This window comes from Corynebacterium vitaeruminis DSM 20294 (assembly GCF_000550805.1).
Lineage (GTDB): Bacteria > Actinomycetota > Actinomycetes > Mycobacteriales > Mycobacteriaceae > Corynebacterium > Corynebacterium vitaeruminis.
This window is the reverse complement of sequence record NZ_CP004353.1, coordinates 2100253-2120571: the sequence shown is the minus strand read 5'-3', so window position 1 is coordinate 2120571 and position 20319 is coordinate 2100253. Positions and strand designations below refer to the sequence as shown.

At 66.0% G+C, this 20319-nt stretch carries 21 protein-coding genes and 2 tRNA genes; 15 read left to right on the top strand and 8 right to left on the bottom strand.

Translation table 11 applies throughout. The features are described 5' to 3' along the window. The first annotated feature begins 84 nt into the window (after positions 1-84). The 9 genes from B843_RS09645 (at position 85) to B843_RS09605 (ending at position 8831) form a co-directional block, all read left to right on the top strand. Positions 85-1101 (top strand): PhoH family protein, encoded by a 1017-nt coding sequence (locus B843_RS09645; protein WP_025253304.1) that lies wholly within the window; start codon positions 85-87, stop codon positions 1099-1101. Positions 1102-1142: 41 nt separating this feature from the next. Continuing rightward, on the top strand, positions 1143-1775 hold the full coding sequence (ybeY, locus tag B843_RS09640) for an rRNA maturation RNase YbeY (RefSeq protein WP_025253303.1): 633 nt from the start codon (positions 1143-1145) through the stop codon (positions 1773-1775). Next, entirely contained in the window at positions 1776-3086 is a 1311-nt protein-coding gene (locus B843_RS09635) for a hemolysin family protein (protein ID WP_025253302.1), read from the top strand. It abuts the gene before it with no gap. 84 nt (positions 3087-3170) lie between these two features. Then, positions 3171-4022 carry a pyridoxal kinase PdxY gene (pdxY, locus tag B843_RS09630; protein ID WP_025253301.1) on the top strand — a complete coding sequence of 284 codons (852 nt, stop codon included), beginning with the start codon at positions 3171-3173 and terminating at the stop codon, positions 4020-4022. A gap of 195 nt (positions 4023-4217) precedes the next feature. Next, positions 4218-5153: an NAD-dependent epimerase/dehydratase family protein gene (locus B843_RS09625; protein ID WP_025253300.1), complete on the top strand. Its 936-nt coding sequence runs from the start codon at positions 4218-4220 to the stop codon at positions 5151-5153. Positions 5154-5264: 111 nt separating this feature from the next. Next, positions 5265-6182: a GTPase Era gene (gene era / locus B843_RS09620; protein WP_025253299.1), complete on the top strand. Its 918-nt coding sequence runs from the start codon at positions 5265-5267 to the stop codon at positions 6180-6182. Then, positions 6182-6928, top strand: a complete 747-nt coding sequence (gene recO, locus B843_RS09615) for a DNA repair protein RecO (protein ID WP_025253298.1) — start codon at positions 6182-6184, stop codon at positions 6926-6928. The genes era and recO overlap by 1 nt, the downstream gene beginning before the upstream one ends. A 41-nt stretch (positions 6929-6969) precedes the next feature. Next, positions 6970-7722 carry an isoprenyl transferase gene (locus B843_RS09610; protein ID WP_034649593.1) on the top strand — a complete coding sequence of 251 codons (753 nt, stop codon included), beginning with the start codon at positions 6970-6972 and terminating at the stop codon, positions 7720-7722. A gap of 2 nt (positions 7723-7724) precedes the next feature. After that, positions 7725-8831 (top strand): VIT1/CCC1 transporter family protein, encoded by a 1107-nt coding sequence (locus B843_RS09605; protein ID WP_038595443.1) that lies wholly within the window; start codon positions 7725-7727, stop codon positions 8829-8831. 199 nt (positions 8832-9030) lie between these two features. Here the strand turns inward: B843_RS09605 and B843_RS09600 are convergent, their stop codons facing one another. Continuing rightward, positions 9031-9459 (bottom strand): Fur family transcriptional regulator, encoded by a 429-nt coding sequence (locus B843_RS09600; RefSeq protein ID WP_025253295.1) that lies wholly within the window; start codon positions 9457-9459, stop codon positions 9031-9033. A gap of 370 nt (positions 9460-9829) precedes the next feature. Beyond that, on the bottom strand, positions 9830-10231 hold the full coding sequence (locus B843_RS09595; RefSeq protein ID WP_244877320.1) for an ArsR/SmtB family transcription factor: 402 nt from the start codon (positions 10229-10231) through the stop codon (positions 9830-9832). 429 nt (positions 10232-10660) lie between these two features. Here B843_RS09595 and B843_RS09590 point away from each other — a divergent pair, with 429 nt between their 5' ends. Genes B843_RS09590 through B843_RS09580 form a run of 3 tightly spaced genes read left to right on the top strand, consistent with a single transcriptional unit; the run spans position 10661 to position 13083 of the window. Beyond that, on the top strand, positions 10661-12046 hold the full coding sequence (locus B843_RS09590) for a glycine--tRNA ligase (RefSeq protein ID WP_025253293.1): 1386 nt from the start codon (positions 10661-10663) through the stop codon (positions 12044-12046). Positions 12047-12048: 2 nt separating this feature from the next. After that, on the top strand, positions 12049-12588 hold the full coding sequence (locus B843_RS09585) for a hypothetical protein (protein ID WP_025253292.1): 540 nt from the start codon (positions 12049-12051) through the stop codon (positions 12586-12588). Positions 12589-12633: 45 nt separating this feature from the next. Then, entirely contained in the window at positions 12634-13083 is a 450-nt protein-coding gene (locus B843_RS09580) for a hypothetical protein (protein ID WP_155895139.1), read from the top strand. 42 nt (positions 13084-13125) lie between these two features. Here the strand turns inward: B843_RS09580 and B843_RS09575 are convergent, their stop codons facing one another. Both B843_RS09575 and B843_RS09570 read right to left on the bottom strand, forming a co-directional pair. Continuing rightward, positions 13126-15177 (bottom strand): TPM domain-containing protein, encoded by a 2052-nt coding sequence (locus tag B843_RS09575; protein ID WP_155895138.1) that lies wholly within the window; start codon positions 15175-15177, stop codon positions 13126-13128. A 101-nt stretch (positions 15178-15278) separates the two neighbouring features. Continuing rightward, the gene (locus B843_RS09570; RefSeq protein ID WP_025253289.1) at positions 15279-15797 is read right to left on the bottom strand and encodes an excalibur calcium-binding domain-containing protein; all 519 of its coding nucleotides are present in this window, start codon (positions 15795-15797) and stop codon (positions 15279-15281) included. Positions 15798-15936: 139 nt separating this feature from the next. Here B843_RS09570 and B843_RS09565 point away from each other — a divergent pair, with 139 nt between their 5' ends. Further along, positions 15937-16617: a YdcF family protein gene (locus B843_RS09565; protein ID WP_025253288.1), complete on the top strand. Its 681-nt coding sequence runs from the start codon at positions 15937-15939 to the stop codon at positions 16615-16617. Between the two features lie 61 nt (positions 16618-16678). Then, positions 16679-17947: a deoxyguanosinetriphosphate triphosphohydrolase gene (locus B843_RS09560; RefSeq protein ID WP_025253287.1), complete on the top strand. Its 1269-nt coding sequence runs from the start codon at positions 16679-16681 to the stop codon at positions 17945-17947. A gap of 9 nt (positions 17948-17956) precedes the next feature. On the opposite strand, the gene B843_RS09555 is transcribed toward B843_RS09560, so the two are convergent. The 3 genes from B843_RS09555 to B843_RS09545 all read right to left on the bottom strand — a co-directional run bounded on the left by B843_RS09555 (position 17957) and on the right by B843_RS09545 (position 18868). Next, positions 17957-18190 (bottom strand): barstar family protein, encoded by a 234-nt coding sequence (locus B843_RS09555; RefSeq protein ID WP_025253286.1) that lies wholly within the window; start codon positions 18188-18190, stop codon positions 17957-17959. Continuing rightward, a complete protein-coding gene (locus tag B843_RS09550) occupies positions 18191-18715 on the bottom strand; it encodes a ribonuclease domain-containing protein (protein ID WP_025253285.1) in 525 nt (174 codons plus the stop codon). Positions 18716-18795: 80 nt separating this feature from the next. Next, positions 18796-18868 (bottom strand) — tRNA-Asn (locus B843_RS09545). Between the two features lie 194 nt (positions 18869-19062). Here B843_RS09545 and B843_RS09540 point away from each other — a divergent pair. Then, positions 19063-19136, top strand: a tRNA-Ile gene (locus B843_RS09540). 59 nt (positions 19137-19195) lie between these two features. Here the strand turns inward: B843_RS09540 and B843_RS09535 are convergent. Continuing rightward, positions 19196-20107, bottom strand: coding sequence for a DUF5067 domain-containing protein (locus B843_RS09535; RefSeq protein ID WP_025253284.1), 912 nt, complete (start codon positions 20105-20107; stop codon positions 19196-19198). Positions 20108-20319: the final 212 nt, after the last annotated feature.

Below are 20319 nucleotides of genomic sequence, written 5' to 3'. Positions count from 1 at the left end.
TCGACGCTTCGCGCGCGATGCGCGGGCAAGCCCGAGCCGAATGCCCACAACTGACACAATCAGCGAAAGCAGTGATGACAACCAGTGGCTAGCCCCACCACCATTACCCGCGTCGTGGAACTGGACCCCGCGCACTCGCAGACCGTCCTCGGCGTCAACGACGAAAACCTCAAGGTGCTAGAAAACCAGCTCGACTGCGAGATCTTCGTCCGCGGAACGCAGGTGACCCTCACCGGAGCCGACCACGAGGTCGCCCGCGCGGTGAAGGTGCTCAAGGAGCTGCAGTCGATTGCCCGCCGCGGGCACGTGATTAGCCCGGACTCCGTCAAGCACGCGGTCGGCATCGTCACCGTGGAGGCCCCGATGAGCGTGGCGCAGGCGCTCGGCAGCGACATCATCCGCCGCAAGGGCAAGTCCGTCCGCCCGAAGACCTACGGCCAGAAGGAATACGTCGACGCCATCGACGAGAACACCGTCACCTTCGGGCTGGGCCCGGCGGGCTCCGGCAAGACCTACCTGGCCATGGCCAAGGCCGTCCAGGCGCTGCAATCCAAGCAGGTCAGCCGCATCATCCTGACCCGCCCGGCCGTGGAGGCTGGCGAGAAGCTGGGATTCTTGCCCGGCACCCTCAACGACAAGATCGACCCCTACCTGCGCCCGCTGCACGACGCGCTGCGCGACATGGTGGACCCGGAGATCATCCCGAAGCTCATGGAGGCGGGCATCGTCGAGGTGGCGCCGCTGGCCTACATGCGCGGCCGCACGCTTAACGACGCCTTCGTCATCCTCGACGAGGCGCAGAACACTACGCCCGCGCAGATGAAGATGTTCCTCACCCGCCTGGGCTTCGGCTCGAAGATGGTGGTCACCGGCGACATCACCCAGGTGGACCTGCCCGGCGGGCAGAAGTCGGGCCTGCGCCTCGTGCGCCACATCCTGCGCGGGGTTGAAGACGTGGCTTTCTGCGAGCTCACCTCCGCCGACGTCGTGCGCCACCAGCTCGTCGGACGCATCGTCGAGGCCTACGACGAGTACGAGGAGCAGGAAGAAAAGCGCCGCGAGCAGCGCGCGATGTACTACAACTTGAAGCAGTCCAACTAGGCTTAGTCAGGTCATAGGCAGCAACGGGCGAGGGAAGCACAATGAGCATTGAAGTGGTCAACGAGTCGGGCTACGCGGGTGTGAACGAGGAAGAACTCATCGACGTCGCCAGCTTCGTGCTGGGCGAGATGGACATCAACCCCGACGCGGAGGTGACCATCTCCATCGTCGACCTCGACACCATGAGCGACCTGCACGTGCGCTGGATGGACCTGGAGGGCCCCACCGACGTCATGAGCTTCCCCATGGACGAGCTCACCCCGGGCATGGGCCGCCCCGACGCCAGCCCGTACGGCCCCTCCATCCTGGGTGACATCATCCTGTGCCCGGAGTTCGCGGCCAAGCAGGCGGAGAAGGCCGGGCACGACCTCGGCCACGAGCTCTGCCTGCTGACCACCCACGGCTGCCTGCACTTACTTGGCTACGACCACATCGAGCCCGCCGACGAGCAGGAGATGTTCGCCCTCCAGAACGAGCTGCTGCGCGACTGGTACGCCGACTGCGAGGAGCGCGGGGTGGCCTACCAGCCCAAGCCCACCGGGCCGGGTGCCTTCCCCTCGGCCGCCGACCGCGCCGAGCTGGACAAGCTCGTCCCCGGCGGCGGGATCCCCGCCATCGCCGAGGGGCCGGAGCCTTCGGCGTCGGAAAGCGAAGAAAGCACCGGTGACGCCTAAGTGAGTCCGCTCTCAGCCGGCCTCATCATCGTCGCCGCGCTCTTACTGTCTGGCCTGTTCGGCACGGTCGAGGCCGCCGTCGCCTCGATCTCCCGCGCGCGGGTGGAGAACATGGTCAAGGAAGACGAGAAGCCCGCGGCCAAGACGCTGCTGCGCGTGCTCGACCGCCGCGCCGAGCACATCAACCTGCTGGTTCTGGTGCGCACGCTGCTGGACGTCACCGCCGCGGTCTACGCCGGCGTGCTGTCCTATGCGCTTATCGACGACCACGCTCTCGCGCTCGCGGCCGCCATCTTCGGCGTGGCGCTCATTACCTACACCGTCATCGGCGTGTTCTCCCGGACGGTGGGGCGCAAGAACCCGTATTCGATCTCGCTGAGTTCGGCGTTCCTGCTGTCGAGCTTCGCCAAGGTGCTGGGGCCGATCGCGCGGCTGCTCATCCGCATCGGCAACATCATCGCCCCCGGCCCGGGCTTTGCTGACGGGCCATACTCCACCGAGGTGGAGCTGCGCGAGATGGTCGACATCGCCCAGGAGCACGGCGTGGTGGAGGTCGAGGAGCGCCGCATGATCCAGTCGGTGTTCGACCTCGCGTCCACCACCGCGCGCTCGGTCATGGTGCCGCGCCCGGAGATGGTGTGGATCGAGTCCGGCAAGACCGCGGGCCAGGCGACCAGCCTGTGCGTGCGCTCCGGGCACTCGCGCATTCCCGTCATCGGCGAGACCGTCGACGATATCCTCGGCATCATCTACCTGAAGGACCTGGTCCAGCGCACCTACTACGCCACCGACGGCGGCCGGTCGGTCACCGTCGACGAGGTGATGCGCCCGGCCACCTTCGTCCCGGACTCGAAGAACCTAGACGCGCTGCTGCACGAGATGCAGCGCGATCGCAACCACATCGCCATGCTCGTCGATGAGTACGGCGGCATCGCGGGGCTGATCTCCATCGAGGACATTCTCGAGGAGATCGTGGGCGAGATCGCCGACGAGTACGACGACCGCGAGGTCGCCCCCATCGAGCGCTTCGACGACGACCCGGCCACCTACCGCGTCGTCTCCCGCCTGTCGCTGGAGGATCTCGCCGAGCGCATCCACGACGACCACGGCATCGACATCGAGTTCGACGAGGAGGTCACCGACCAGGTGGACACCGTCGGCGGGCTCATCGCCTACGAAAAGGGCCGCGTGCCGCTGCCGGGCACCGAGGTGGAGATCGGCGGGCTGCGGCTGCGCGCCGAGGGCGGGCGCGACCGGCGCGGGCGCATCCGCGTGGGCAGCGTCGTGGTGCGGGTGCTCGCGGCGAAGTAACGCCGCGGGCCTAGGCCCGCGATTGTGGTGGACTAGCGGGGCCGAATGCCCACCGCGCGGAATGCATGCCGCACAATGGAGTACATGAACATTCTGTCAATCCAGTCCCACGTCACCTACGGCCACGTGGGCAACTCGGCGGCCGTCTTCCCGCTCCAGCGCATCGGCCACGAGGTCTGGCCGGTCCACACCGTCAACTTCTCCAACCACACCGGCTACGGCGAGTGGGGCGGCGACCTCATCTCCGCCGACCAGGTCCGCGACGTCATCGCGGGCGTGGAGAAGCGCGGCGCGTTCCCGAAGATCGACGCCATCCTCTCCGGCTACCAGGGTGGCTCCGACATCGCCGACGTCATCATCGAGACCGTGGCCAAGATCAAGGAGGCCAACCCGAACGCGCTGTACGCCTGCGACCCGGTCATGGGCAACGCGAAGTCCGGCTGCTTCGTCTCCGACCTCATCCCGCCGCTGCTGCGCGACCGCGTCGTCCCGGTGGCTGACATCATCACCCCGAACCAGTTCGAGCTGGGCTACCTCACCGGCGTCGAGTGCCAGGACATCGACTCCACCCTCAAGGCCGCCGAGGCCGCACGCAAGCTCGGCCCGGAGACCATCCTGGTCACCTCCGTCGCCCGCGAGGACCGCCCGGAGAACACCATCGAGATGATCGCCGTCAACGACGCCGGCGCCTGGATCGTGCAGACCCCGTTCCTCGACTTCAAGCGCAACGGCTCCGGCGACGTCACCGCCTCGCTGTTCACTGGCCACTACATCCGCGATCACGACGCCGCGGGCGCGCTGGCCCGCACCGCCTCCAGCGTCTATGCCCTCATCGAGAACACCTTCAAGGCCGACTCCCGCGAGCTGCTGCTCATCGAGTCCCAGGAGGCCTACGCCCACCCGGCGATGGAGTTCGAGGTCACGAAGATCGCCTAGAACGACCCGGTGTCAGGTCCCGCCGCGGCCAGAAAGGGCGCCCCGGGACCACCCCGTTTTTTGCGTCCCCCGCGGCGCGGTGCCCCCAACCTGGGGCTATCGTGTCGTGGGGGACGCTGTATGATGAACGGGATTTTACCTTCGGCGCCCAAAGCGGCGGCGAATTCCCTGACCCCAATCAGCAAAGGACTTCCCGTGCACGCACTGGTTACCGGTGGCGCCGGTTTCATCGGCTCCAACCTCGTCGACCTCCTCATCGAGGAAGGCCACACGGTCACCGTCGTCGACGACCTCAGCAGCGGCTCCACCGACAACCTCGCCCAGGCGCTCGCCTCCGGCAAGGCCACGCTCGTCGAGGCGGACATCACCACCGCCGACCTCGAGGAGATCGTCGCCGCCGCGAAGCCGGAGGTCATCTTCCACCTCGCGGCGCAGATCGACGTCCGCAAGTCCGTGGCCGACCCGGTCCACGACGCGACCGTCAACATCCTCGCCACCATCCGGCTGGCGGAGGCGGCCCGCAGGTCGGGCGTGCGCAAGATCGTGCACACCTCCTCCGGCGGCTCCATCTACGGCGTGCCCGAGGAATACCCGGTCTCCGAGGCGATCCCGGTGGACCCGCACTCGCCGTACGCGGCCTCCAAGGTCGCGGGCGAGATCTACCTCAACACCTTCCGCCACCTCTACGGGCTCGAGTGCAGCTTTATCGCGCCGGCCAACGTCTACGGCCCGCGCCAGAACCCCCACGGCGAGGCCGGCGTGGTGGCGATCTTCTCCGAGCACCTGCTCGCGGGCAAGCCCACCAAGGTCTTCGGCGGCGGGCAAAACACCCGCGACTACGTCTTCGTCGGCGACGTCGTGCGCGCCTTCTGCCTCGCCTCGGGGGAGAAGGGCAACGGCATGCGCTTCAACATCGGCACCTCGGTGGAGACCTCCGACCGCCAGCTGCACAGCCTCGTGGCCAAGTACGCCGGCGCCGCGGACAACCCCGAGGACGCGCCCGCCCGCCTCGGCGACGTGCCGCGCTCTGCGCTCACCTTCGACCGCGCCAAGGAGGTCCTGGGGTGGGAGCCGCAGGTCTCCATCGAGGAGGGCGTCGAGCGCACGGTGGCGTTCTTCCGCAACAAGTAGCCCGCGTCCTTGGGTTTTGCCCCCAACCGAGAATAGGATTGGGGGCGTCTAGGTTTGCCCGCTTGTCGACGCCAAGGCGGGCAGTGATCGTTTAACAGATTGGAGCAGGTGTTGTCATACACCGATACCCCGGAGGGCTTCCGCTCCGGATTCATTTCCTTCGTCGGCCGCCCGAACACGGGCAAGTCCACCCTCACCAACGCGCTGGTGGGCGAGAAGATCGCCATCACCGCCGACCAGCCGGAGACCACGCGCCACCCGATCCGCGGCATCGTCCACCGCCCGGACGCGCAGATCATCGTGGTGGACACCCCCGGCCTGCACCGCCCGCGCACGCTGCTGGGCGAGCGACTCAACGAGGTGGTCAAGGACACCTACGCCGACATGGATCTCATCGGCATCACCATCCCGGCGGACGAGAAGATCGGCCCGGGTGACAAGTGGATCCTCGACGCCGTGAAGAAGGTCGCCCCGAAGACCCCGGTGCTGGGTATCGTCACCAAGGTGGACAAGGCCTCCCGCGACCAGGTCGCGGCCCAGCTCATGGCCCTGCACGAGCTGCTCGGCGGTGAGAGCGAGGTCGTTCCGGTCTCCGCGCTGACCGGCGAGCAGCGCGACGTCCTGCTCGACGTCATCGTCTCCCAGCTGCCCGAGGGGCCGAAGTTCTACCCGGACGATCACCTGACCGACGACGACACCGAGACCCGCATCGCCGAGCTCATCCGCGAGGCCGCGCTCAAGGGTCTCAAGGACGAGCTGCCGCACTCGGTGGCGGTCCAGGTCGACGAGATCATCCCCAACGAGGAGCGCGAGGGCGTGCTCGACGTCCACGCCGTCATCTACGTCGAGCGCCCCGGGCAGAAGTCCATCATCATCGGCAAGGACGGCCGCCGCCTCGGCCGCATCGTCTACCAGGCCCGCCCGCAGATCATCGAGCTGCTCGGCCAGAACGTGTACCTCGACCTGCGCATCAAGGTGCTCAAGAACTGGCAGTCGGACCCGAAGCAGCTGGGCCGCCTGGGCTTCTAGTGAGAAGGGAGTCCTACCGGGAGCGCGCCATCGTTGTGCGCACCTACGACTTCGGCGAGGCGGACCGCATCATCGTCCTGCTCACGCGCGGGCGCGGGCTGGTGCGTGGCGTGGCCAAGGGCGTGCGCCGCACGAAGAGCCGCTTCGGCTCCCGTCTCCAGCCCTTCGTCGAGCTCGACGTGCAGCTCTACGCCGGGCGCAACCTCGAGTCCATCACGCAGGCCGAGACCGTCTCCTTCCTCGCCTCGGGCATCATCGAAGACCTAGAGCGCTACGCCGCGGCCTCGGCTGTTCTCGAAGCCGTCGAAAAGCTCAGCGTGGCAAGCTTTGGTGAGGCCGAGGAGCTCTATGACCTCACCATCGCGGCGCTGGAAAGCATCCGCACAGCGCCCGACCCCATCGCGGCGCTGGATACCTATTTCCTGCAGGCGATGAACCTGTGTGGCTGGGCGCCGAGCCTGTTCGCCTGCGCGCAGTGCGGGCAGGTGGGGCCGCACCACGCGTTCCATCCGGCGCCGGGCGGGGCGGTGTGCGTCAACTGCCGCCCGCAGGGTGCGGCCGAGGTGGACGAGGAGGTCTTGCACCTCATGTGGCTGTGGCAAAACGGCTACGAAGGCGAGGCCCGCGAGCTGGAGACCCCCGCGCGGGTGGCAACCGCGCACCAGCTCACCCGCGCCTACATCCAGTGGCACATGGAAAAGAAGCTGTCGAGCCTCAACGTGCTCGACCAAGCCCGCCGCGGCTAGCCCCGCAACATCGATCCACAAGTTCCATTAGGAACCCCGAGATGGCACAATATTTCGATGTGACTAATCTTGTTCCCCCGCAGATCCCGGCCGAATTCATGCCCTCTCACATCGCGCTCGTCATGGACGGCAACGGGCGCTGGGCCCAGGAGCGCGGGCTCAAGCGCACCGAGGGACACAAGCGCGGCGAGGGCGTCTTGATGTCCTTGGTGCAGGCCTGCCTGGCCATGGAGGTTCCCTATCTTTCCGCCTACGCCTTCTCGACGGAGAACTGGCGGCGCTCGGCCGAGGAGGTGCGCTTCCTCATGGGGTTCAACCGCGACGTCATCCGCCGCCAGACCGACCAGCTCAACGAGTGGGGCGTGAAGGTGCACTGGTCCGGCCGCCGCCCGCGCCTGTGGCGCAGCGTCATCCGCGAGCTGGAGGCGGCGGAGGAAAAGACCAAGAACAACACGAAGATGACGCTCAACATGTGCGTCAACTACGGCGGCCGCGCCGAGATCACCGATGCCGTGAAGAACATCGCCAAGCAGGTCCAAGCCGGCACCCTGCGCCCGGAGGACATCACGGAGAAGAACTTCCACACCTTCCTCTACGACCCGCAGATGCCCGACGTGGATCTCCTCCTGCGCCCGTCGGGGGAGAAGCGCACCTCTAACTTCCTCATCTGGCAGTCGGCCTACGCGGAGATGGTCTTCCAGAACAAGCTGTTTCCGGACTACACTCCGCAGGACCTCTTCGACGCCGTCGAGGAGTACGCGCGCCGCGACCGCCGATTCGGAGGGACCAAGTAGTGATGGTCGACGAAGACCGCCGCCTCGGCGGCGCCGAGCCCACCCCGAAGCAGATCAAGCGCTGGCGGCAGTACCTTGCCAACGAGCGCGCCGAGGCCGCGGTCTACCGCGAGCTGGCCCGCCACCGCGAGGGGGAGGAGCGCGAGATCCTCATGGCGATCGCCGACGCCGAGTCGCGCCACGAGGACCACTGGCGCAACCTCCTGGGCGAGCACGTGGGCTTCCCCCAGAAGCCGGACCTGCACACCCGCTGGCTGGGATTCATGGCCAAAAACTTCGGCACCGTGTTCGCGCTGGCGATGATGCAGACCGCGGAGACCCGCAGCCCGTACCGGGACGACGAGGACGCCACCGGGCAGATGAAGGCCGACGAGGCCATCCACGCGGAGATCGTGCGCGGGCTTGCGTCCCGGGGCCGCGAGCAGATGAGCGGCGGCTTCCGCGCGGCCGTCTTCGGCGCGAACGACGGGCTCGTCTCCAACCTCGCCCTCGTGCTTGGTGTCATGGCCTCGGGCGTCGAGCCTCACATCGTGCTTATCACCGGCATCTCCGGCCTGCTGGCCGGCGCGCTCTCCATGGGCGCGGGGGAGTACATCTCGGTCAAGAGCCAAAGCGAGCTGCTCGACGCCTCCACGCCGCACCCGCGGGCGGGCAAGGCGGTCCCGCTCCTCGACGTCGATGCCAACGAGCTCGCGCTCGTTTACCGCGCCCGCGGCATGAGCGAGATCGAGGCCGAGGTGCAGGCGGCGAAGGTCTTCGAGCAGCTGGAAAGCACCCACCACGTCAACGGCGAGATCCTCAACGCCGGTGCCGTGTCGGTGCCGGACACCCAGGGGGCTGCGTGGACGGCCGCGATCTCCAGCTTCCTGTGCTTCGGCACCGGCGCGTTCATCCCGATCATCCCGTTCATCTTCGGCCTGCCCACCCTGGTCTCCGGCGTCGTGGCGCTCGTCCTCGTGGGGCTCTCCCTCATGGTGACGGGCTCCATTACGGGCGTGCTGTCCGGCAAGCCGCCGCTCATGCGCGCCATCCGGCAGCTGTGCGTCGGGCTCGGCGCGGCGGGCGTGACCTATGCGCTCGGCACGCTCTTCGGCGTGGCGGCAAGCTGAGACCCCTCCCTCGGCTATCGATGAGATAGCAATCTAACAAAGTGAGAGAGGGTAGTCGCATTTAAAGGCGTTTATAAATGCCCCCTAATTCTCGTTGTTTCGCGGAAAATGCTATTTCCAAATCATCTTTCGGGACAAAAAGAACCGCCGCTACATGGTTGTAGCGGCGGCTTTCGCTTTTGCGACCTTAAAGGGGCGATTAGGACTTCTTTGCGGCGCAGTCGGCGCACAGGCCGAAGACCTCGGCCTCGTGCCCGGTCAGGGTAAAGCCGTGGGTTGCGCAGACCTCGTTGGCCCACTTCTCGACGGGGCCGCCGTCGATCTCGACCGTCTTGCCGCAGTTGGTGCACACCAGGTGGTGGTGGTGCTCCTCGGTCACGCAGTGGCGGTAGAGAGTCTCACCGTTGGACATGTGCAGCACATCGACGGCCTTGATGTCGGTCAGCGACTGCAGGGTGCGGTACACGGTGGTCAGGCCCACGCGCAGGTTGCGGTTGGTGAGCTCCTGGTGGATGGTCTTCGCGGAGGCGAAGTTCTCCAGGTCGCGCAGGACGTTCACGACGGCGGTGCGCTGACGGGTGCTGCGCACGCCGAGCTTCGGCACAGTCCGATCGATGGTGGGTGACATGTGTTGTCCTTTCAAAAGGCAAGCGCGTACGGGGCCGCGCCAAGAGAAAGTTTCTTCGATAGAAAAAGGTTGGCCACCCTTTTGGTTGGCTGGACTTTTCAACTGCACGCAAGGCTACGACTTGGTGTTAAAGTCCTGCTGCCAAAAGTTTGGCAAATAGCTGTGAATCACTAAATGACTCGATTGTGGATAGTTTAACCGCAACTATCACGAGATTATTTAATTCGATTTCTAGTTTTCTTTAAAACTGGTAAATGTGTCACCTATTTACCTATTGGTGGGCCCAGGGGGAAGTTGCAGCTCAGGGTGCGGTCAGTACTGTCGGGCGACAGTTAAAAACCGCTACAACGTCCCAATCAGGTGATGCAAATTACACTTCTTTGCGCTGCTCGTTGATGGAACGCAGGATGTTTCGCGCCGTCGCGATGAGCGGAAGCACCTCCGGCTGTGCCAGCCGATAGGTCACCTGCCTGCCCACCCGGGAGGAGTCGATGAGGCCGGAATTCTTGAGAACCCGAAGGTGCTGGCTCACCAGCGGCTGGCTGGAGCCGAGGATCTCTACCAGCTCAAACACGTAGTGGTCGCGCTGCGAGAGAAGGTCGATGATGTGAATGCGGATCTGGGAATCGAGCGCATGGAAGAGCCCGAGCAGGTCCTGGAGGGGGAGTGCCTCGTCCTGCTCGTTAAAAGAAAACGCTGCGGGGAGCGGGGAGTCGGTAACGGTGGCCGGGTTGGGGTGCCGGTTGGTAGGAGTGGTTTGGGTCTCCATCATCTTCTCCTGGGTGACAGCGATGTCTCGACGGGTGGGTAATTCAGGTTTACGCGAGTGTCTGAGTAGAGATGTGAGGGGAATGCGTTTCCTCGCATACTAATTTCAATTCATACTCGAATACTTATCTTAACCTTAGAATGGCCTGAAGTCCCACCTTATTACTGGGGGCAGTCGAAAACGTGACCTGTTCCTATGCGAAATGAACCTCAAAAAGGGGTAGCAGGCGCGCGAGAGCGATGAAGCCCAGGCAGTTTTTGCTGCTTGTCGACGCCTACGGCAACCGGCCACCCAAAGCGATAAAACCGGGTGGACAGGCTAGAATATGGGGAATGTTTCGGGGGCGTGTGCTCGCGCCCGCCGGGCACAGCACTGGGCACCGCAGCCAGCGGTGCGTAAGCCTCAATACCTATAAGGAGTGTTCAAAACCTCATGGCTTCGAACAACGTCATCGACACCGTCGTCAATCTCTGTAAGCGCCGCGGCCTGGTCTACCCCTGCGGCGAGATCTACGGCGGTACCCGCTCGGCATGGGACTACGGTCCGCTGGGCGTGGAGCTGAAGGAGAACATCAAGCGCCAGTGGTGGCGCTCCATGGTGACCTCGCGTCCGGACGTCGTGGGTGTGGACACCTCCGTCATCCTGCCCCGCCAGACCTGGGTGAGCTCCGGCCACGTCGAGGTCTTCACCGACCCGCTGGTGGAGTCCCTGCACACCCACAAGCGCTACCGCGCCGACCACCTGCTCGAGGCCTACGAGGAGAAGCACGGACACCCGGCCCCCAACGGCCTGGCCGACATCAACGACCCCGAGACCGGCCAGCCGGGCGCCTGGACCGAGCCGAGGGCCTTCTCCGGCCTGCTTAAGACCTTCCTCGGCCCCGTCGACGACGAGGAGGGCCTGCACTACCTGCGCCCGGAGACCGCCCAGGGCATCTTCGTCAACTTCAAGAACGTCATGACCTCCGCGCGCATGAAGCCCCCGTTCGGCATCGCCAACATCGGCAAGTCCTTCCGCAACGAGATCACCCCGGGCAACTTCATCTTCCGTACCCGCGAGTTCGAGCAGATGGAGATGGAGTTCTTCGTCAAGCCGGGCACCGACGAGGAATGGCACCAGTACTGGATTGACGCCCGCCACCAGTGGTACCTCGACCTGGGCGTGAACGCCGACAACCTGCGCCTGTACGAGCACCCGAAGGAGAAGCTCTCCCACTACTCCAAGCGCACCGTCGACATCGAGTACGCCTTCAACTTCCAGAACTCCAAGTGGGGCGAGCTCGAGGGCATCGCCAACCGCACCGACTACGACCTGCGCGTCCACTCCGAGGGCTCCGGGGAGGACCTGTCCTACTTCGACCAGACCACCGGCGAGCGCTGGATCCCCTACGTCATCGAGCCGGCCGCGGGCCTGGGCCGTTCCATGATGGCCTTCCTCGTCGACGCCTACCACGAGGACGAGGCCCCCAACGCCAAGGGCGGCGTCGACAAGCGCGTCGTGCTCAAGCTCGACTACCGCCTGTCGCCGGTGAAGGTGGCGGTGCTCCCGCTGTCGAAGAAGGAGCCGCTGACCGACAAGGCAGAGGAGCTGGCGGCCCAGCTGCGCCAGTTCTGGAACATCGACTACGACACCTCCGGCGCCATCGGCCGCCGCTACCGCCGCCAGGACGAGATCGGCACCCCGTTCTGCGTGACCGTCGACTTCGACACCCTCGAGGACGGCGCCGTCACCGTGCGCGAGCGCGACACCATGGCCCAGGAGCGCGTCAAGCTCGAGGACCTGCAGTCCTACCTCGCCTCCCGCCTGATCGGTTGCTAAGAATGCGGTACACGCAGTGGGGCAACCGCCGCAAGCAGGGCGATGAGCACGTCGTTTCGCTTCTCGACGACCAAGGCTCGCAGATCCTCGATCTGCCGCAGAACTGGCCTTCGGAGGAGTTCGGCGCGACCGTGGACGGCCAGGAGTGGCGCGTGCTCGCCACCGACACCGACCTCCAGGCAACCCTGCCGGGCGGAAAGGTGTTCTCGGCCAACTCCGGCGACAAGAAGTTCACCCGCGCCAAGCGGCTGGAGATCCAGCTCGGGCAGCCGATCTTGGCCATCAACGAGCAGCGAAACGACTGGGTCTACGTGGCAAGCGATGCCGAGGAGACCAAGCTCGGGCAGTTCTCGGGCGGCAACAACGGCGTGCGCAAGTCGATCACTGAGTTCGAGGAGGGCTCGGGCCTTGGGCGCGAGGAGAAGATCTTCCTCTCGCTCGTGACCAAGCGCACCCTCGAGTCGCGGCTGAGCGTGTCCACCTGGTCGCTCATCATCGGCCTCGTGCTGCTCATCCCGGTCATCATTTTCGCGGCACTCTAGGAGCCGCCTCGTCCCCCTCCCGCGCCGAGTACAGTAGGACACATCATGGATGCTTTTCCAACAACGCTCACGTGGGTGGGGGACGACTTCTGCACGGACGACGGCGAGGTGCTCGCCACCGTCAGCGCCGACGTCCTCCACATCCGCGAGCAGCGCCTGCTCGTGGAGTCGAGCCTCGGAACCACGATGGGCTTCCGCGTGCGCGCCACCGCCACGGACGGGCAGGTGTTCACCATGCGCAAGGAGGGCTTCACCGTCCACCGCCTGGTGGCCGACTGCACGGGCCGACACTACATCCTCGAACGCACGAGCCCGTGGCGCAAGGAGCGCCGCGTCTTTAACGAGCAGGGCGAGGTGATCGCCTACCTCAAGGCGCTGGTCGGCGGGCAGCTGGTGATGAAGGTCCGCGAGGACGACACCCCGATCGAGGACATCGTTTTCTTAAGCTTCGGGTGCCTCTTGGTGGACATCCCGGTCAAGAACATGCGCTACTAAAAAAGTGGGGCAGCTCCAACGAGCTGCCCCACATCCGTGCGCCTAGAAACGGCCGCCGCGGAAGCCACCGCCACCGCCGCCGAAGCCGCCACCGCCCCCGCCAAATCCGCCGCCGCCACCGAACCCTCCGCCGAAGCCACCGCGGCCGCCGCTTAAGATCTCGTTGAGGACCATGCCGGTGATGATCGCACCGGTGGTGCCGGAGCTGTTGTTGCGGTTCTGGCGGCGCTGGTAGTCGTCGACGTCGCGCTGGGCGGCGCTCAGCGAGGCCTGCGCCGCGTTGGCGGCCTGGCGCGCGTAGCCCGTGGCGGCGCGGGTGTCCGAGGTGCGCTGCTGCTGGGCCTGGGCGTGCAGCCTTTGGGCGTCGGCAAGCTTGGTGCGCGCCGAGGAGCCGATGACGCGGCCGCGGGTGGAGATGAAGTCGCTCGCGGCCTGGATGGCGGAGCCCGCCGCGGCGAGCTGCTGGTCGAAGAGCTGGAGCTGGCGCGCGTGGTCGGCGGTCTCCGCCCGGACGGTGTCGAGCACCGCGTCGAGGCGGGAGTCGACGTCGGTGAGCGCGGTCCACTGGCCGAGCGGGTCGGCCTGCCCCTTGGCCTTGGCGGCGTCGAGCACCGTGCGCGACTGCGCGACCGCGGCGTCGAGCTCGGTCCAGTCGGCGGAGGTGCGCTGCGCCTGGCCCTGCTCGCGCAGCGAGAGCGCCTCGGTGATCTCGCCCTCGACCTCGGTGATGAGCGCGGGCAGGCCCGACATCGCCGTGGCGATGGTGGCGCTGGCGTTCTCGATGCCGGTGATGAGCTTGTCGGCGTGGGTGGCCGCGTCCTCGGCCTGGCGGACGGAGTCGATGAGCCCGCCCTGCTCGCCGGCGGGCTTGGCCACGAGCCCGCGGCCGGTGTCGATGAACTTCTCCGCCTGGGTGATGCTCACCTCGGCCATGTCCACGTTGTGGGCGATGGAGGAGAGCATCTCCGCCGAGTACTGCTGCTGCAGCCCCGCGAGCGTGTCCTGCGCCTTGGGCAGGCGGGCGCGCAGGTCGACCGTGGTCTGGGTGAGCTTGTCCAGCGCGTCGGGGGCGTTGACCAGCAGGTTGCGCATCTCCGCGAAGTTGTGGGCCTCGGCGTCGAGGGCGTCGTCGGCGCTGCCGCAGGAGGAGATGATGTCCACCAGCAGGCTGCGGCGCTCGGCCTCGTCGCGCACCGCCTTCGAGTCGAGCCGCTGCTTAAGCTCGAAGGCCTTTTGCAAGGTGGTGGTGGAGTGGTTCATCGCACGGGTGAAGGAGCGCGTGCGCTCGGCGCCGAACTCGGACACCGCGATGTCCAGCTCCTCGCGGCCCTTGCGGATCGACTCGTCGGTGGAGACCAGCTCCTCCTGCGCCAGCTTCTCCAGCGCGGCGGTGGGCAGCTGCATGAGATCACCCGCGTTGCCGGGCGCGATCTCGCGGCCCTGCTCCACGGCGGCCTGCGTGTCCGCCTTCTTCTTCCTGCGCCCGTAGGCCCAGATTCCGCCGCCGGCCAGCGCCACGCTCGCGGCACCCGCGCCGAGCCAGCCGACGCCAGAGCCGTCCTTGCTCGTTGTGGTTCCGCTGCCGCTTGTCGACGACGAGGCGTCGGTTGCCGCCTGGGCCACCGCGACCGCAGACCCGGCCCAGTCCTCCTTCTGGAGCGAGTCGAAGGCGGCGTTGTACATGTTGTCCACCGCGCCCGTGGGCCACTGGTCGCCGGTCTGCACACCGAACTCGCGGGTGCCGATGCTCACCGCGTAGATGGCGGCGTTCTCCCCGCCGTTGGCAGACAGCGCCTGGGAGGTCCACACCTCGGGCGTGATGTCATTGAAGTTGTTGACGAACACCACGTACAGCTTGAGGCGCAGCTGCGACTCGGTGTTCTGCACCGCGGTGGTGATCTCGTCCACCTGGGCCTGGGTGAGCGTGCCGGTGGTGTCCGTCACCGACGCGGTGTAGCGCTGCGGCGCCTCGGCGAGCACGTGGACATCGTCCGCCAGCGCGACTCCGGGGGCGATCCCCCCGATGCAACACCCGACGGCCACGCCCGTGGCGGCGAGGATGCGGCGAACTTTCCCTGACTGCGGCTTCATCATGCCTCTAACAATAGCGGGCGGCCCCGACACGGGCGCTACCTGCAAAGAAAAAGCCACCCACGCGCAAGCGTAGGTGGCAGGGGGGAAACAAGGAAGAGAAGTTACTTCGGGCGGGACTCGCAGCCGACGCCGTCGCCATCGCGGTCGAGGCCCGAATGGAAGCCCGGCTCGTTCGAGTGGATGGGGCGGCCGAGCACGTTCCACACCTCGGTGAAGTTGGCGTAGGTGCGCGACACCTGCGCGGGCGCGGGCGCCGGCGCGACGGCCTGGACCGGGGCGGGCGCAGGAGCGGGAGCCGGGGCCGGTGCGGGCGCCGGGGGATCCGGGATGATGCCCGGGAGCGGGTTCGGGATCATGCGGTTGGCCACGGCCCAGGAGACACCCGCGGCGACCAGCCCCGCGACGGCGCCGACGCCGAGGATGACGACGATGGCGGTGCCAGCCTTCGAGGAGCCGGCGTCCTCGGTGGAGTCGGCGTCGGCCTCAGAGGAACCGGAGGAGACGCTCTGGCTGGAGAGCTGATCGGTGGCCGCGGGGGCGGCCTCTTGCGCGTGGGCGGGGGCGACGACGCCGCAGGTCAGTGCCGCGCTGAGGGAGAGCGCGAGAAGAGACTTCTTCATGAATTGAACATTATTCAACTCTGAATGTTTAATGAAAACGCTTACCCCGGGTGTTTGTCGGCTGGCCACGGGATAGGGGATCGCCACCGATGTGCCGTGACGGCGACACCGCGCCCCATCGCTCTGGCACACTGGGAGCATGGTTCGACCTGCTCTCGTCGCCGGCGCCGCCCTCGGCGCGGGCCTTTTGCTCATCCCCGCCGCCATCGTCGTCCGCGGCGCCATCCACCCGCGCAACGAGTTCGGGCGCTTCGACATGATCGCGGTGCTCGGCACCGCGCAGTACGACGGCGTGCCCAGCAAGCAGCTGGCGGCGCGGCTGCGCTGGGCGGCGAAGCTGTGGGAGGAAAACCGCTGCCAGCCGGTCATCACCCTCGGCGGGAGCCTGCCGGGGGATAGGTTCACCGAGGCCCAGGTCGGCCGCGAGTACCTGCTCGCCGCCCACGTGGACGCCAGTCTCGTCCACGAGCTGCCCGTGGGCAACGACTCGCGCGGCTCGCTGCAGGCGCTCGCCCACACCTTCCCGCACTCGAGCTTCCTCATCGTCACCGACCCCAACCACGCCCTGCGCGCGGAGCTCATCGCCAGGCAGCTGGGGCTTGACGCCAAGGCCTCCGGCACCCCGTTTACGCCCACCCGCTTCCCGGGCAGGCACTGGCTGCTCACGCTCCTGCACGAGTGCGGCGGCATGGCGGTGGTGATCTCCCGGCGGTTCCTCGGCGACAGGCTCGCCGCCGTGGTGGAGGACCTCCTGCGCGAGGGCGAGATCCGGCTTCGTCCCTCCCGCGGCACCCGGATCGACTACATCCGGCACACCTAAAATCCGCAAAACCCGGCGTCGTCCGGGAGAGATGTCGCCTAGCGCTGGCACAATGAAAACCATGTATGAGTACTCCGCCCACGACGTAGCCCGCCGCCTCGCCGAGCCCGAAAAGGGCAGCCAGCTGGTGGCGCACGACGACGAGCGCGGACCGTTCTCCCGCGACCGCGCCCGCGTCCTGCACTCCGCGGCGCTGCGCCGGCTGGCGGACAAGACGCAGGTCGTCGGCCCGCGCGACGGGGACACCCCGCGCACCCGGCTCACCCACTCGCTGGAGGTCGCGCAGATCGCCCGCGGCATCGGCGGGGGCCTAGGGCTCAACCCCGACCTGTGCGAGATGGCGGGGCTCACCCACGACATCGGCCACCCGCCCTACGGGCACAACGGGGAGGTGGCGCTCAACGAACTGGCCGAGGACTGCGGCGGCTTCGAGGGCAACGCGCAGACCCTGCGCATCCTGTCCCGGCTGGAGCCGAAGGTCATCGACGATGACGATGTCTCCTACGGGCTCAACCTCACCCGCGCGGCGCTGGACGCCGCGTGCAAGTACCCGCGCACCAAGACCAACCCGGACGGCAGCGTCAACCGCAAGTACGGTTGCTACGACGAGGACGCCCACATCCTCGCCTGGGTGCGCGAGGGACACGAGGACCGCCGCGCCAGCACCGAGGCCCAGGCCATGGACTTCGCCGACGACATCGCCTACTCCGTCCACGACGTGGAGGACGGCATCCTCTCCGGCCGCATCAACCTCGGCGTTCTGTGGGACCTGGTGGAGCTCGCCCAGCTCGCGGAGAAGGGCGCGAAGGCCTTCGGCGGCAGCCCCGAGGGGCTCATGGACGCCGCCGACCACTTGCGCAAGCTCGACGTGGTTAACGCGAACATCGACTTCGACGGATCGCTGCGCGGGCACGCGCGGCTGAAGGCCATGACCAGCCACCTCGTGGGCCGCTACGTCGGCGCCGTCATCGAGGCGACCAAGGACGCGGGCGGTTCGCCGCTCGGGCGCACCTACGGCGACGTCGTCATCCCCGATCAGGTGCTTGCCGAGGTCACCTTGCTCAAGACCATCGCGGTGCTCTACGTCATGGACGAGCCGAGCCACAAGGCCCGCCAGGACCGCCAGCGCGACCGCATCTTCCGGGTCTACGACTACCTCGCAGCGGGCACGCCCGGCACGCTCGACCCGATGTTCGCGCAGTGGTGGACCATGGCGGACACCGACGCCGCGCGCCAGCGGGTCATCATCGACCAGATCGCGTCGATGACCGAGTCGCGGCTCGAGCGCATCGCCAAGCAAAGCGCCGACCTCACCGGCTTCCTCGGCTAGCGCGGGGTATTAGGAAAAGCGCAGGGTGACGCCTAGGTCGCGGAACACTTTGAGCACCAACAAGGCGTCGGAAAGCGAAATGCCCCAACCGGTGACGGTGACGGTAGCTACGAGCTTCTCGCGCAGGATGTCTGCAAGCGCGTCGGCGTTGGGGATCCCGCGGCCGCCCAGCTCGAGCTGCGAAGACAGCGCGCGGTAGAACTCCCCGACGGTGGTGACGGGGGTGGTGATCGTGACGTTCATCTAGTTCTCCGCATCCGGGATCTGGCAGAAGCTCTCGTAGTGATCGTCGGTGTAGTACCACACGTCGGGGTCGGTCGCGCTGCCGCCGCCGGTGACGATGCGCCGCTCCCCGCGGTGGTTGAGCCCTGGCGTGTCCACCGTGTACTCGCGGTAATAGTTGCTCGACTGCTTCGGCAGCACGCCCTCGTAGTTGCCAAAGCGCACGCCGTCGTTGTCCGGGTGCGCGAACGGCCCGCCCGCGCGGATCTCGTCAATGACGGTGTCGGCCTCCGCAGGCAGCGTGTTCACGGGGCAGGAGTCGCCGTCCGCCTTCTGCGCCGAAGTCGTCGCCGTTTTCGCGCTTGCCGACGCCTTGCCTACGGCGTTACTCGCCGAACTGCCAGGCGCGGCCACGGACGTCGACGAGCTTGCCGACGAACCACCGTGGCCCCCGCCGAGGTCAATCCCGAAGAAGGCCGCGACCAGCACCAGCGCGAGACCGCCGATGATGGCGGGGAGGGACGTGCGTGAGGGTTGGGAGGACATGGTTGAGTATTCTAGCCAACCTGAGAATAAACAAAGAAAAAGAGGCCCTAGCCTGCGCTAGGACCTCTATGAAGCTTCTGCTCCGCCAACTGGGCTCGAACCAGTGACCCTTCGATTAACAGTCGAATGCTCTGCCAACTGAGCTATGGCGGATTATCGTAGCCAGGCATTGCCTGCCAACGAGTGATAACTATATAGCGGGCGCGGATAGTCGTGCAAATCTGCAGGTAATGGGCGATATTGGGTCGCGTGGGTGTCCGTTTTAGGAATGTGGACACTCCTCTATATAATCGAACGCGTTGCTTCTGCCTCGCGTACCTTGTGCGTACCGAACGGCGCTGCGACGTGGGGCTATAGCTCAGTCGGTTAGAGCTGCGGACTCATAATCCGTTGGTCCCGGGTTCGAGCCCCGGTGGCCCCACAATCAAACCCTGACCTGCAACCCGCGTGGATGAAGGTCAGGGTTTTTGTCTGGGGCGGCTAGGAGACTGGGAAGGTCTGGCGGCCGATCTCGGTGTCGCCTGGGAAGATCTTGGCGACCAGCTCCACCGGGGTTACCTCGTCATCGAGGTAGTAAGCCACCGCGCCTTGTGCTGTGCCGTTCTTCTTGATCTTCTCGTAGCTACTGCTGCTGAGCTCGCTATCGGGATTCGGGCCTGTCTCGAGCTGGTTGACGGTATTAGGATTGTTGTCTTGGAAGGCATCGAAGTAAAAAGCCCAATCCAGGGCAGACAGGTCCTCGTCGGTCTTGTTGGTGATGTCGTAGTAAAACGCGATGACGGGCTTATCCCCATACTCGTTGCCCGGCTCACCTGGGTGAATGACCCTGGAATCGGTGATCTTGATCCGGAGCTTCGCGGTCTCGAGGACTCCGTTCTCGAAGGAGTTCGCTGCATCCGAGTTGCGTACGGTCGTAGGCGTCGGTACCTCGTCGGATTCCTTTTCCATCTCGACCGTCATCGACAGATCTTGCATGGAAACTCCAAAGGAGATCTTCCCATCGTTGACGGTGAAGTCTTTCGTATCTGAGGTGGAAGCCAGCAGGAGGGAATCGGTAGCCGACTTGTCTCGAGTCGAGGTGATCGTTCCGCCTTGGGCAGCCGCGCTTTCGTCGAAGGTGCCGATCCAATAAATGGGCTTGCCTTCGGCGTCGAAGGCTGGCCAGTTGATGGTGATCGTGTTGTCGGTGATGACGGCTTCCATCTGCCTACTGGGATCCGCAGAGTTGGTCTGCTTCCAAGTGCCCTCGAGGGCGGAAGCCTGTGCCGTGGTCGTGGTGGTTTCAGTGGCCTGGCTTGCGCCGTTTCCGGAGGAGTCGTCGGACGAACAGGCGGACAAGGTAAGGGAGGCTGCCGCAGCGAGGGAAGCAGCGATGAGGAGAGACTTCTTCATACCTGGGATTATGCGCGAAGCTCTATTTGAAAATGAAACGCATCGGGCATCAATTCCGCGGCTACCCCCGCGGGCCTGAGGGTGGTTATTCATTAGTCAGAGATCAGCGTTCTTTTTCGCGCTTCCGCACGTCTGTCAGTGACGGTGGAAAAGTAGCCCAAGAATGACGGTGGAAAAGTAGCCCATCCGAGAAGAATTGGATGGGTGATTTC